Source organism: Acinetobacter sp. YH12201 (assembly GCF_013418145.1).
Classification (GTDB): domain Bacteria; phylum Pseudomonadota; class Gammaproteobacteria; order Pseudomonadales; family Moraxellaceae; genus Acinetobacter.
Map to the genome: position 1 here is coordinate 24,751 of NZ_VPCP01000010.1, position 13,381 is coordinate 38,131.

9 protein-coding genes are annotated in these 13,381 nt (G+C 39.0%); 4 read left to right on the forward strand and 5 right to left on the reverse strand.

Translation table 11 applies throughout. The annotated features are described in order from the left end of the window. The first annotated feature begins 833 nt into the window (after window positions 1–833). Window positions 834–1,334 (forward strand): pyridoxamine 5'-phosphate oxidase family protein, encoded by a 501-nt coding sequence (locus FTU91_RS03715; protein WP_166170009.1) that lies wholly within the window; start codon window positions 834–836, stop codon window positions 1,332–1,334. A 722-nt stretch (window positions 1,335–2,056) separates the two neighbouring features. After that, entirely contained in the window at window positions 2,057–3,247 is a 1,191-nt protein-coding gene (locus FTU91_RS03720) for an MFS transporter (protein ID WP_180042570.1), read from the forward strand. Window positions 3,248–3,336: 89 nt separating this feature from the next. Here FTU91_RS03720 and FTU91_RS03725 read toward each other — a convergent pair whose 3' ends face one another. The 3 genes from FTU91_RS03725 to FTU91_RS03735 all read right to left on the reverse strand — a co-directional run bounded on the left by FTU91_RS03725 (window position 3,337) and on the right by FTU91_RS03735 (window position 6,998). Continuing rightward, on the reverse strand, window positions 3,337–4,779 hold the full coding sequence (locus FTU91_RS03725) for a trehalose-6-phosphate synthase (RefSeq protein ID WP_180081019.1): 1,443 nt from the start codon (window positions 4,777–4,779) through the stop codon (window positions 3,337–3,339). After that, entirely contained in the window at window positions 4,767–5,615 is an 849-nt protein-coding gene (gene otsB, locus FTU91_RS03730) for a trehalose-phosphatase (RefSeq protein WP_180042568.1), read from the reverse strand. Before otsB ends, FTU91_RS03725 begins: the two co-directional genes overlap by 13 nt. Before the next feature lie 942 nt (window positions 5,616–6,557). Further along, the gene (locus tag FTU91_RS03735) at window positions 6,558–6,998 is read right to left on the reverse strand and encodes a DUF2147 domain-containing protein (RefSeq protein WP_180042603.1); all 441 of its coding nucleotides are present in this window, start codon (window positions 6,996–6,998) and stop codon (window positions 6,558–6,560) included. Between the two features lie 583 nt (window positions 6,999–7,581). Between FTU91_RS03735 and FTU91_RS03740 the strand changes: the two genes are divergently transcribed. Both FTU91_RS03740 and FTU91_RS03745 read left to right on the forward strand, forming a co-directional pair. Continuing rightward, window positions 7,582–9,780 carry an OsmC domain/YcaO domain-containing protein gene (locus FTU91_RS03740; RefSeq protein ID WP_180042567.1) on the forward strand — a complete coding sequence of 733 codons (2,199 nt, stop codon included), beginning with the start codon at window positions 7,582–7,584 and terminating at the stop codon, window positions 9,778–9,780. A 577-nt stretch (window positions 9,781–10,357) separates the two neighbouring features. Then, window positions 10,358–11,245 (forward strand): DMT family transporter, encoded by an 888-nt coding sequence (locus FTU91_RS03745; protein WP_180042566.1) that lies wholly within the window; start codon window positions 10,358–10,360, stop codon window positions 11,243–11,245. A gap of 64 nt (window positions 11,246–11,309) precedes the next feature. Here FTU91_RS03745 and pcaD read toward each other — a convergent pair whose 3' ends face one another. Together pcaD and pcaF are read right to left on the reverse strand one after the other, a co-directional pair. Beyond that, entirely contained in the window at window positions 11,310–12,089 is a 780-nt protein-coding gene (pcaD, locus tag FTU91_RS03750; RefSeq protein ID WP_180081021.1) for a 3-oxoadipate enol-lactonase, read from the reverse strand. A 67-nt stretch (window positions 12,090–12,156) separates the two neighbouring features. Continuing rightward, complete coding sequence (gene pcaF / locus FTU91_RS03755) at window positions 12,157–13,359, reverse strand: 3-oxoadipyl-CoA thiolase (protein WP_180081023.1); 1,203 nt, start codon at window positions 13,357–13,359, stop codon at window positions 12,157–12,159. Window positions 13,360–13,381 lie beyond the last annotated feature (22 nt).

Consider the following 13,381-nt stretch of genomic DNA (forward strand, 5'->3'; position numbering starts at 1 on the left):
TTCATCTATTTCATGCGCTGAATACTGATCAACGATGGCAATAACAATGATGCCTATGTTATTGAGAAAGGGGAAACGGTGAAAAACAGGGCAGGTGCTGTAATATACTTATAGCCATCACTGGGAGAAAAATGGCATTGTCTTGAGGGTAACCGTTTAATCCAACATTTTACAATTACAGATTTTTGGCCAAACCATCGTCAAAATTACCGTGTGACCTTTAATGAACCGGATCAGGTCAAAAATTTGTAAGACCAAAAACTAAGGGAACAATTTGGTGCAACAGCCTAATACCAAGATATGAACATTGAGTTCAAAAACGGGTTGATTCTACTAAAATGTCTCATCTTTTTATCTGGGATTTTTTATTTTTCAGAAATCATTCATTTTATTTTTTGGCATAGTTCCTGCTGTATTTAAATCACCATATTTATAGAGGAGAGCCATTCATTTGATCACTCAACAACAAGTATCGGTTAATTCAGTATGTATAAAAAACTGTACATACACTATAAAATAAAAGACATCAATAACTAAACCAAACTTAGTTTAAAGCAAGTTTCAAACGGCCCCGAGTGAGTTACAAGGGGCTTCTTTTTGCCTATATCTCATTTTTATTCTTATTTATCTCAAGAATCTGAAAACCTTTCCAGCTGAATGTAACAGAATTGGTCTTCGTTAATTCTTTTGATCATTGCTAACAGCTTTTATTATGCAAATGTATAAAATCAGTTAGATAGGATATTAAAACTGGAAAATATAATTAATCTTGAACAGAAGTTAAGCACAAAATTAGAGAGTTTATTTATTAGGTCTATTGCAGGAGAATAATGATGACAGATAATCAAGATCGTGAAAAATTATGGGAACTGATTAAAGAGATACGATTTTCAATGATCAGTCATAGTACTGAATCCCAGGAAATCCATGCACAACCCATGACTATGCTTAATTCTGAACGCATGAATGAAAGCCAGAACCTTTACTTTATTTTGAAAAATACCAATGATCTGGTGAATGCGATTGAATCTGGACGTAATCAGATTGGATTGTCCTTCGCTAAACCTTCAGATAGCATTTATGTGTCAATTAGTGCACATGCACATATCAGTACAAACTCAGCCCTGATTGATGAACTGTGGAACTCATCGGCTGAAAACTGGTTCGAAGGAAGAGATGATCCGAGTGTACGGGTTCTGGTTGCGGAAGCCGTCAGTGCCGAGTATTGGAATGTCACAGACAATAAAATGACCCAACTGTTTAAGGTGATGAAAGGAAGTCTTACCGGTAAAACGGATGAGCCCCATGCAGAGCATAAAAAAATGAATCTGTAGAAGGTTAAGATTGTCTCATTGAAGATCATTATTCTAAAAATAAATAAAATCTTGAAGTTTAAAAACCGGCTCTGTAGCGTAAAACTATAGGGCTTTTTTATCGGGTCATCGAGATAGTTGAATGATCATTTTACTTTTCAAAGGAAAGTTGAAATAGAGCCACTTCCTCATAAAAATGACTCGACAGGATTGCTGAAAAACGAACTAAAGCTAGCCTCATGCACTGAGGTAGAGGTCTGCTATGAAATTAAAATATTGAATCTTTGGCAGATTTCTGTAGTTAGTCATATATCTTATAAAAATATTAATGAATAACCATTTTAAATTTGGCTTTTCCTCTAAATAATTGCCATAAAAATCTTCGATGGAAAAGATCAGATAATCTTGAGAAAATTTTTATAATTATTTCAATGATATGATTATTTAGTGGAAATTTTAAAAAACATAAAATATTGTTTTATATTAATTTATTTTAAAATAATTGAAGTTTTAAATTATTTGTTGTTCTTTTACCTAAAGAGATTAGATATTTGCAGCAGTTACAAAATATTTTTTAAAACTCCTAAAAAATCGGCTTGATTTGCTCTTTTTTTGTGTATAATTTCGCCAAATTAAAACCCTGGTTGATTTATAGAAAATATCTATAATTCTTCCGGGGTTTTTCTCTGGAAATTATCCTGAAAGGGACGGCCAAAAAACCTATTTCTTGTGGTGGCACACATATGTTTTTAACTAAAACAGCACATCTGGATCATGCAACTCAGCACTCTGCACAGCGCTTATCTACATTACTGAGCTTCTTTAGTTTAGGTCTCAGTACAGCAGCATGGGCTCCGCTGATTCCTTATGCACAGCAGCGACTTCATTTGAATCATGCCGATTTTGGTACCTTATTGCTATGTATCGGTGCAGGTTCCATGCTGGCAATGCCTGCAACAGGTTTACTGATCCAGAAAGTGGGGTGTCGTGCCATTATTTCCGTAGCCGTTTTATTGTTGCTCATGGTTTTACCCACCTTTGCCTTAAGCAGTAGTATTTTGATCATGGCCATTGCTTTGTTCCTGTTTGGTACAGCTGCGGGTAGCCTGGGTGTGGCAATTAATTTACAAGCTGTGATTGTGGAAAAAAACAGTGCCAAAAGCATGATGTCGCAGTTTCATGGCATGTGTAGTTTAGGTGGTCTGGCCGGAGTCATGACTGTTACTGCCTTACTTGCAGCGGGTGTGAGCCCCTTGATGAGTGCTTTGGCAATTTGTCTTTTATTGATGGTTTTGAGCGTCATGGCTGTGCCTAACAGTTTAGCGGTCATTGAAAAGGAAGCAAAAAACGATACTACTGAAGTTGAAAGCAAGACCAAAAAATTCCCCAGTCCGTTAATCATTTTAATGGGTCTGGTGTGTTTTATTGCTTTTCTTTCAGAAGGTTCGGCAATGGATTGGAGCGGAATTTATCTGATCAATGAATACGGCGTAAAACCTGCTTTAGCTGGTCTGGCGTATACCTGCTTTGCAATTGCCATGACTTCGGGGCGTTTTGCAGGTCATTATTTAATTAAGGCTCTGGGTGAAAAAAATATCATCATCTACAGTGCAGTTTGTGCAGCGCTTGGACTGTTTACGGTGGTGGTTGCTCCACACTGGATTGTGGTTTTATTAGGCTATGCTTTACTGGGCTGGGGTTGTTCGAATATTGTTCCGGTGATGTTTTCACGTGTGGGCCGTCAAAGTGTCATGTCTAAAGCAGCCGCATTGTCATGTGTCTCTACCATGGCGTATACAGGCTCTTTATTGGGACCTGCTTTGGTTGGGATTAGCAGTGAAATGATGGGCTTGTCTGTCGTCTTTGGGTTTATTGCGACTTTGCTTTTAACCATTGCTTTTTTAAACCGTTTTACTCAGGTCAAAGCTTCTTAATATCTTGATTTAATTTATTAAAATAGAACGAGCATATTCAAGAGTTGATATGCTCGTTTTTTATCACTAAAAAATATAAAATTCTTGTTTTAAATACTTAATAATTCGCAATTTTCTGACAAGATTTTTTTAGTCAATGAGGGGAGGATATTCACTTTTTCAGCGCCTTTCAGATCGGCTAAAAATGCATTACGCCAGTCATTGATATCAAAACTTTTTAAGCCATTCATTAATTGCTGATAACGTTCCAAACGTTCCGATTTTGCCATGGTTAAGGCTTTTTTTAATGCATGAATCATGCTGCTGCAATTTTCAGGATCGACCATTAATGCTTCAGACATCTGTGCTGCTGCACCGGTATATTTTGAAAGAATTAGTACTCCCGGATTTTCCGGGTCCTGGGCCGCGATAAACTCTTTGGCTACCAGATTCATCCCGTCACGCAAAGAATTTACCCAGCAAATATTGGCTTGCCGATAAATTTTCATTAATACATCATGTGAAATGGTGGCATGGGTGCAGTTAATCGGTAACCAGTCATCTTGAGAAAATTCCTGATTAATCAAATCCACCTTGGACTGTAAATGCTCAAATAAATCTTTATACGCGGCAATTTCCATACGGCAGGGACAGGCAATTTGTATGTCGGTAAGATGCTTATGGTATTCAGGATTGCTCTGTAAAAATGCTTCCAGGGCATTAAACCGTTCGATTAACCCTTTGGAATAATCAATGCGATCGACACTAATAATGGTTTGCTGATCACTTAGACTCTCAAATTCAAATATAGTGGAAGTATTTTCATCTTTTTGCTCGGCGACTTTTTGTATCAGTTCGGGGTTAACCCCAATCGGATAACATTGCACAGTGACCTGATGATGATTAAAGCTCAACATGTGAGTATTGATAGGCTGAGTAGCCAGATAATGACTGCACACTTGCATACATTGCTGCTGGTCATGTTCAGTTTGTAAACCCACAACATCATACTGGCAAAGGTCTTGAATCAATGATTGTGCGGTAGGAATTAAATTCCAGATCTTTAGGCCAGCAAAGGGAATATGCAGGAAAAATCCAATTCTATTTTTCATGCCCATTTCCCGACAATAACGCGCCACACTTAAAAAATGGTAATCATGTACCCAGATCAAATCGTCGGGCTCGGCCATTTGTTTGAGCTGTCTGGCGAATAGCTGATTAACCTGTTGATAGGTCGTGTATTGCTGAGCTTGGTATTCAATTAAATCGGCGCGATCATGCATTACTGGCCATAAAGTATTATTGGCAAAATCACAGTAATAGTTTTGGTACTGCTCTTCAGTTAAAGGACATGTAACGTATTCCACATCTTTATATTCAGTTTGATTAAAGAGCGGCTCTTGATGGTTGGCGATTTTTTCACCATTCCAACCTAGCCAGATTCCACCAATATCAGCAAGTGCATCTTGCAAGGCCACGGCTAATCCCCCAGCGGTAGATTTATCGGGATTGGGTAAACTGACACGGTTCGATAATACGATTAATCTAGACATGCTTTTTCTCCCTCTGATACTTGAGACAGTCTCAAACAATGTTCTTCTAAGAATTGTGAAAATAAATCAAGAAAATCAGTAACATCTTCAATATTTTTTAGTCGGTAATGCGCCTGGGTAGGTTCTGGTCCAACTTTTATACTGATACCTTCTAACTGATTGATAACTTTGAAGCCAGATTCGTCGGTTTTGTCATCCCCAATGAAAATAGCGAATACATCATTAAGATTTAAATACTCCAACATCGTTTGAATCGCTTGTCCCTTATCTGCCTGTTGAGGGAGCAATTCAAATACATATTTCCCTTCATTTATTTTCAGTTCTGGGTAGGTTTCTAGAGTTTCTTCAGTAATTTGTTTTGCAATATCAGCAAGTTCAGGATGTTGACGATAATGTATGGCAACAGAATAGGTTTTGTTTTCAATCAACAATTGAGGATAGGGCTGACAGCGTTTTAGAATATCGTCTTGTAATGAAGAAAAATGAATTGCATTTGTAGCAATACTGAATTGAGTGTCGTCATCGATTTTTATTTCCAGGCCATGCGTACCTGCTATGGGCATTTTTAAAGGAAACAGGAGTTTTGAGGCAACCTTGACTGAACGACCGGTAAGAAAGATGATCAAAACATTCAAATGACTTAACTGCTGTAAAGTATTTAAGGTGGTGAATGAAATAAAACTTTGAGAGGGATCAGGATGAAATTCTGAGATTGTTCCATCAATATCCAGAAATAAACAATACTTTTTATCTCGGGATAAATAAGGAATTATAAATTGTAGCAAGTTATGAGCATAATGTTGATCGGAGTGATAATAAGAACTTGAGTCACACATATTTACTGCCTATTAGTTATTTGATTCATTCATAAATATCATTAAAAAAATAATTGAGGGATAAAAATATTATTAAAGCTACATAAAATAAATAAATTTTACATAGTTTATGCTTATTTTATTTTTGTCTAATTTGAAATATGTACCTGAGTGAGATTAAAAAAATATAGATTTTAAGGTGTTAGAATGTAGATAAAGTCTCATTCCAAGTATTTTTTTACATTTAAAATCCGATTAAAAATACTTGCAAAATCAGCCAAAAAATAAATTGTAATTATTGATATTTAATGAATATATAGTTAAAAAATAAGGTATTAAACTTGCTAATTAAATATTTTTGCATAACATGGTTACATTTTATATAACTTTGATTACACGAATGTACATTGACGTATATTTGTCACAATGCAATATTTTTTCTATGAAAAAATATTGCATTTATAATTCAAGTGGATATTCACTTGGAGTGTTTATTAGACATGATCTTGAAATGATATTTAAAAAGATTAATAACGTCATCTTCTTGATTATAAATTTGAATTGAAAATTATTATCCTTTTTTAAGGAGGAAGTATAAGCCTTATTGTTATCGATTATCCTTGTAAGCAAAAAATGATTTATTAATTTCTTTAGTTTGTAGAAAATTTAACCATAATTACTTTATAAAAAATATTGTTATAGAATTTAATTTGTAATTTGGTTAAATCAATCTAAAAATATTTATATAGGTGGATAAGCATGAATATGCAAAATGAATTATGTACTCTGGAACAAATTTATAATTTTTTACTTATGCGTCCTTATTTTCATAAGAACACCCAGTTCGAGAAGTTAAAAGAATTTTTTTATGAAATCCATGGCGGTTTTTTTGAAGTTAAAAATTCTTATAGCAATTAAAAGCGACTGATTAAAGTCGCTTTTAATTGATTCAATCTGATGTTGTTAATGGATACGTACCCAAGTCTGGCTTCGACCAAGGGCAGATATACCAATGTAGCCTCGACCATTTAAAGTTTTGCCATCTTCAGAGAGTTTGGCATTAAAGCTATAAGTTTTACCATTTTTAGGATCGGTAATTTTTCCGCCATCATAGCTATTGTTCCCCGCTTTTTTCAGTCCAGATACGATCTGTACGCCTTGAAGCGGTTTATTATAAAATTTACCCTTACACTTGGTACATTTTTCTCCTTCAGTGCCTTCCAATACATCTACAATCTTTGCTGAAAGCACACCCTTCGATGTTTCAGTAAATTGAACCACAGATAAGGGTTTCTTGGTCACATCATCAATCGTTTTCCATTTGCTTCCATGTAAGGGGTCGGCAGCCAGAGCCAGTGTGGAAACGAGCGACAGTCCGATTATGCTTAGCGTTGTTTTTATCATCATTTGACCTCAACTGATTTGAGTAAACCTTTTTTGTAGAAATGCTTGAAGTCGTAGTTCGAGTTCAGACTTCTAACAGGCACAAAATGCAGGTTTGCAGTTTGTAGCTAAAATCTTATTAAAAGATTTGGTATCTATTGTGGAAATTTTTATGAGCTTATGTGTGGAACCCTTTAATTCAGTGTAATTTTTATTTTCTTTTTCTACATAATTTGATTGAAATTTACTTTATTTCACAATTCATGATGAAGCTCCACATGATGTCTAGTCGTGACTTATACCTGAGTAAGACCTACATATTTAGTAAAGTGTCTGGAAATATTGTCTTGATACTGCCAGATCTAAGTTATCCTATTTTAAGCATTTCTAATGAATAGGCGACAACAGCAGACAAAAGTTATCAATCAGGCAAAATCCCTCTATAATACCGTCCATCATTTCTAGGGTCAGTCGTTTGCTTTGTTATACGAATGACGCTAGTCACACTATTTTTTAAGTCAGTTTCTTATCTGTAATTCGGCTTATATTTTATTTTCTGGTTTTTATGTGTTGCACTGACACATAAGAATATTTAGGTGCTCGCATGGAAATTAAGGTCAATTATCTTGACAACCTTCGACAAGAAGCCAAGTTCGATGATTTCACGGTAATCGCCGATCAACCCATCCGCTATAAAGGTGACGGTTCAGCGCCGGGTCCCTTCGACTATTTTCTCGCATCATCTGCATTATGTGCCGCTTACTTTGTAAAGGTGTACTGTGCAGCGCGTGACATTCCAACCGATAATATCCGTTTGTCGCAAAACAATATTGTCGACCCGGAAAACCGTTACAAGCAGATTTTTAAAATTCAGGTTGAATTACCGGCTGATATTTCCGAAAAAGACCGCCAAGGTATTTTGCGCTCCATTGATCGCTGTACGGTAAAGAAAGTGATTCAAACTGGTCCGGAATTCGTAATCGAAGAAGTGGAAAGTATTGATGCCGATGCTCAAGCTTTGCTGATGCCGAGCTTGACTTCGGAAAGCAGTACTTATATTCCGGGTAAAGACCTGCCATTAGAAGAAACCATCGCCAATATGTCCGGCATTATGGCGAATCTGGGCATGAAGATTGAAATCGCATCATGGCGCAACATTGTACCGAATGTGTGGTCTTTACATATTCGTGATGCACAATCGCCGATGTGCTTTACCAACGGTAAAGGTTCGACCAAAGAAAGTGCTTTGGCTTCCGCTTTGGGCGAATTCATTGAACGATTGAACTGTAATTTCTTCTATAACGACCAGTTCTGGGGGCAAGAAATTGCCAATGCTGAATTTGTGCATTACCCGGATGAAAAATGGTTCCAGCCAGGTCCAAATGGGGAATTGCCAAAAGAAATTCTGGATGAATACACTTTAGAAATTTATAACCCTGAAGATGAACTGCTCGGCACACATTTGTATGATACCAACTCGGGCAATACTGCGCGTGGTATCTGTTCATTGCCATTTGTGCGTCATTCTGATGGTGAAACAGTTTATTTCCCATCCAACCTGATCGAAAACCTGTATCTTTCCAATGGTATGAGTGCGGGGAATACCTTGGCCGAAGCCCAGGTCCAGTGTTTATCTGAAATTTTTGAACGTGCCGTTAAACGCGAAATTTTAGAAGGTGAGCTTGCACTTCCGGATGTGCCTGAACATGTACTGGCAAAATATCCAAAAATTGTTGAAGGGATCAAAGGTCTGGAAGAGCAAGGCTTTCCGGTACTGGTTAAAGATGCGTCTTTAGGCGGCCAGTATCCGGTAATGTGTGTGACTTTGATGAACCCACGTACCGGTGGTGTATTTGCCTCTTTTGGTGCACATCCGAACTTTGAAGTCGCTTTGGAACGGAGTTTGACTGAACTGCTCCAAGGTCGCAGTTTTGAAGGCCTGAATGATCTGCCTAAACCGACATTCAGCAGTAACGCGGTAACCGAGCCGAATAACTTTGTCGAGCACTTTATTGATTCCAGCGGTGTCGTGTCATGGCGTTTCTTTAGTACCCAGTCTGACTACGCGTTTGTAGAGTGGGACTTTACCAACCAAGGTCAAAACTCCAATGCTGAAGAAGCGGCAATGTTGTTCGGCATTCTGGAAGATATGGGCAAGGAAGTGTACATGGCCGTGTACGAGCATTTAGGTGCAACCGCTTGCCGTATTTTAGTACCGGGTTATTCGGAAATTTATCTGGTTGAAGATTTAATCTGGGATAACACCAACAAAGCCTTATTGTTCCGTGAAGATATCCTTAACTTGCACCGTTTGGATGAAGACCAGCTGGTCGCTCTGGTTGAACGTCTAGAAGATGTTGAAGTAGATGATTACACTGAAATTAGTACCTTGATTGGTATCGAGTTTGACGACAATACGGTATGGGGCCAGCTCACCATTCTGGAATTAAAACTGCTGATTTATATAGCTTTGCAAGAGTTTGAAGAAGCCAAAGAGCTGGTGGAAACTTTCCTGCAATACAATACCAATACCGTTGAGCGTGGCTTGTTCTATCAGTGTATGAATGTAGTGCTCGAAGTAGAACTTAACGATGACATGGATCTGAATGATTACGAAGCCAATTTCCGCCGTATGTTTGGTGATGAGCGTATGGATGCGGTGATCGGCTCGATGGACGGCAGTATCCGCTTCTATGGTTTAACTGAAACCAGCATGAAGCTTGAAGGTTTGGACCGTCATTTACGTCTGATCGATAGCTACAAAAAACTGCATGCAGCACGGGGCAAAACTTTGTCAAAGTAAACTCTTATTGAGGAGGACTCAGGTTTTCCTCTAATGCGAATATAAGCAAGAAAACGGTTTGTTCATAATGAATAAGCCGTTTTTTATTTTGAAAACCGCTTCAATTATTTCCTGATGTTTTTTTAAATTAACTTTTATGGGATAGAGAGGTGTAGATGAACCATTGGTAGTATTCCTGGTCTCTAACAAAATATTTATCCTTTGGGTTGATTTCAGATCATCATAAGCAACTTTTATCTACTAAATACAGATTCATCCTTATATTTTCAAGTCATGTTTCAAGTCTAAATGAAGTCCTCGAATTGAAAGTGTTAAGCCGCTGCAAATAAAATTTTAGCAGCCTATAAAGGCTGTAAAAAGTAAGTAAATATATGAAATTATTAGTATTAACTATAAGCCTGATAAGCTGTTTAAGATTATTTTTTTGAAACTAAAAATAGCCAGTGCTTAATATTTTTTTATGGTTCAGGGTATCAAGCCAAACTTTGCGCTATCAAAGCCCATCCCATTTTTAATTAGTCATGCCTTCGACTAGAGCATAGAATGAGTTCACTTTTGTTGTACTGGCGTTAGGCATATGGCAGTAAGCTGGATTTTCTTCACTTTAATGGCAGCATTTATGCAGGCCTGGCGTAATGCCTTTCAAAAACAGCTGAGTACTACAGTCGATGTCTGGGGAGTCACGCTGGCTCGGTTTATTTTTGGATTGCCATTTGCTGCTCTTTACCTCGGCAGTCTGTATTATTTCAAGCCGGTTGAAAATATCGTCCACTTCACGCCAAAGTTCTGGGTCTACATTGTGATTGCAGCTTCTAGCCAGATTTTAGCCACTGCATTGATGGTACAGCTGTTTAAGCAAAAAAATTACGCGATTGGGGTAGGGCTGGCTAAAAGTGAAGCGATACTGGCCGCGATTATTGGCGTAACTTTTCTGGCTGACCATTTGTCCTTTCTGGCCTGGATTGGGGTGGCACTGGGTGGTTATGCGGTATTTTTGCTGAGTAAAGGCCAGCAGATAGCAGGGTTCTCAGCCAAAACACTGGCTATTGGCATCGGAAGCGGTTTAAGTTTTGCCATTACTTCACTACTGGTACGAGAAGCCAGTTTAGAGCTCACAAATTTACCAAATTTACACCGTGCAGGATGGGTATTACTGCTGGTGATCAGTTTCCAGTGTATCAGTATGCTGCTTTATCTGGGGCTGTTTAGTCGCCGTACTTTAATTGCCATGTGGCAACGTCTGGGCCTAACCTTTAAGGTAAGTGTGTGCAGTTTTATGGCATCGCTCGGCTGGTTTACTGCCATGAGCATGATGAGTGTACCGGTGGTGAAAACCTTAGGCCAAATCGAGATTCTGTTTAGTATGCTGATCTCGGCGTATTTTTTTAAAGATAAATTGGCCCGCTCGGAACATTGGGGATTGGTCTTGGTGGTGATTGCTGCAATTTTAGTGATCTGGGCCTGATGTTGAATGAATCTTTAGAATGTAAAAAAGCCACTTCGAAAAGTGGCTTTTTGTTTGCATCTATTTAAGCTGCAATAAATTTCTGAACTGCCTGATTGAAGGCTTCAGGTTGCTCCACGTTGGAAATATGCGAGGCATTGATTTCAAACAGTTGGCTATGAGCAATGCTGTCTTGCATTGATTGACCATCTGCAACCGTAGTCACCGGGTCTTGCTGACCCGCAATAATCAGTACCGGCATAGGAATATCTTTCAGCTGTTCACGTAAATCCGCTTTAGCCAAAGCTTCACAACAGCTTGCATAACCTTCGCTGCTGCCAGCTTCCAAGTCGTTTTGAAGATTTTCAACTACTGTTGGGTTGCTTTGGATAAAGGGTTCGGTAAACCAGCGTGATGCTGCGGTAGATGCAATTGGTTGTAGGCCTTGTTCACGCACCAGCGCGGCACGCTCATTCCAGGCCTGTTCCTGACCAATTTTGGCTGCCGTGTTGCAGACAATCACGTGGCTAAAACGTTCGGGCTTATTAATTGCTAACCATTGACCGGTTAAACCACCCATTGAAATACCACAGAATGCAGCTTTTTCAATTTTTAAATGATCAAGCAGGTTGATAACATCTTGACCCAGTTGATCAAGGCTATACGGACCTTGTGGCGCAGATGAAGCCCCATGACCACGGGTGTCATAGCAAATCACAAAATAATCCTGTTTGAAGTGATTAAATTGTTTTTGCCACATCCCATAATTGGTGCCGAGTGAATTAGAAAAAATCAAGGCTGGCTTAGATGCATCACCAAAGGTCTGGTAGTTGATCTGGGCATCGTTAGATGTAAAAGTTGGCATTTTTTAAATCCTTAATCCTCCCTCGATCCCTCCTTTACGAAAGGAGGATCGAGCGAGCATTTAATAATTAAACACGTTCAATAATCAAAGCAATGCCTTGACCGACACCAATACACATTGAACAAAGACCGTATTTACCACCTGTTTGTTCAAGCTGGTTCAGTGCAGTCATCACAAGACGCGCGCCAGATGCACCAAGTGGATGACCTAAAGCAATTGCACCACCATTTGGATTGACTTTCTCTGAACCATCTTCAATGCCCAAGTCACGAGTACAAGCCAAAGCTTGTGCTGCAAAGGCTTCGTTCAGTTCAATCACGTCCATCTGTTCAATGGTCAAACCTGTTTGTGCCAATAATTTCTTGATTGCAGGTGCAGGACCAAAGCCCATAATGCGTGGTTCAACACCCACGACGGTTGAGCCAATAATTTTGGCACGTGGTTTTAAGCCGTGTTGAGCAACTGCTTCGTCAGATGCAATTAATAGGGCAGCCGCACCATCATTGATCCCGGAAGCATTACCTGCAGTTACGGTACCATCGGCTTTCACGACTGGCTTGAGTTTTGCCAAAGCTTCTGGTGTTGTTGCACGTGGATGTTCGTCTTTATCCACTACAACAGCATCGCCTTTACGTTGTGGAATCACCACAGGAATAATTTCTTTGGCAAAGAAACCACGTGCTTGTGCTGCCGCTGTACGTTGCTGGCTGGTTAAAGCAAACTGGTCCTGATCTGCACGGTTAATATTGAACTGTTCCGCCAGGTTTTCAGCAGTTTGCGGCATGGTTTCTACGCTGTACATTTCTTTCAGTTTCGGGTTAATGAAACGCCAGCCCATGGTGGTGTCTTCAATTTTTTGACTACGACCATAGGCAGATTCAGATTTACCCATGACAAATGGCGCACGACTCATTGACTCGACACCGCCAGCAATAATCAGTTCAGCTTCACCGGCTTTAATGGTACGCGCAGCCATGGCAATGGCATCCAGTGATGAACCGCAAAGACGGTTAATCGTCGTTGCTGGTACTTGGTAGGGTAAACCGGCTAAAAGTGCAGACATACGCCCCACGTTACGGTTATCTTCACCGGCCTGGTTGGCACAGCCATAAATCACGTCATCAACCTGTTCCCAATTGACTGATGGGTTGCGTTCCATTAAAGCTTTGATTGGAAGTGCACCCAAGTCATCGGTACGAACAGGAGCAAGGCCACCGGCATAACGGCCAAATGGGGTACGGATGGCATCTACGATATAGGCATTTTTCATTGTGTATTTCTCACATATTTAA

Bases quoted from the DNA above. Each gene is read 5' to 3' on its own strand.
- FTU91_RS03715 (WP_166170009.1), top strand. From the start codon at position 834: ATGACAGATAATCAAGATCGTGAAAAATTATGGGAACTGATTAAAGAG.
- FTU91_RS03720 (WP_180042570.1), top strand. From the start codon at position 2,057: ATGTTTTTAACTAAAACAGCACATCTGGATCATGCAACTCAGCACTCT.
- FTU91_RS03725 (WP_180081019.1), bottom strand. From the start codon at position 4,779: ATGTCTAGATTAATCGTATTATCGAACCGTGTCAGTTTACCCAATCCC.
- otsB (WP_180042568.1), bottom strand. From the start codon at position 5,615: ATGTGTGACTCAAGTTCTTATTATCACTCCGATCAACATTATGCTCAT.
- FTU91_RS03735 (WP_180042603.1), bottom strand. From the start codon at position 6,998: ATGATAAAAACAACGCTAAGCATAATCGGACTGTCGCTCGTTTCCACA.
- FTU91_RS03740 (WP_180042567.1), top strand. From the start codon at position 7,582: ATGGAAATTAAGGTCAATTATCTTGACAACCTTCGACAAGAAGCCAAG.
- FTU91_RS03745 (WP_180042566.1), top strand. From the start codon at position 10,358: ATGGCAGTAAGCTGGATTTTCTTCACTTTAATGGCAGCATTTATGCAG.
- pcaD (WP_180081021.1), bottom strand. From the start codon at position 12,089: ATGCCAACTTTTACATCTAACGATGCCCAGATCAACTACCAGACCTTT.
- pcaF (WP_180081023.1), bottom strand. From the start codon at position 13,359: ATGAAAAATGCCTATATCGTAGATGCCATCCGTACCCCATTTGGCCGT.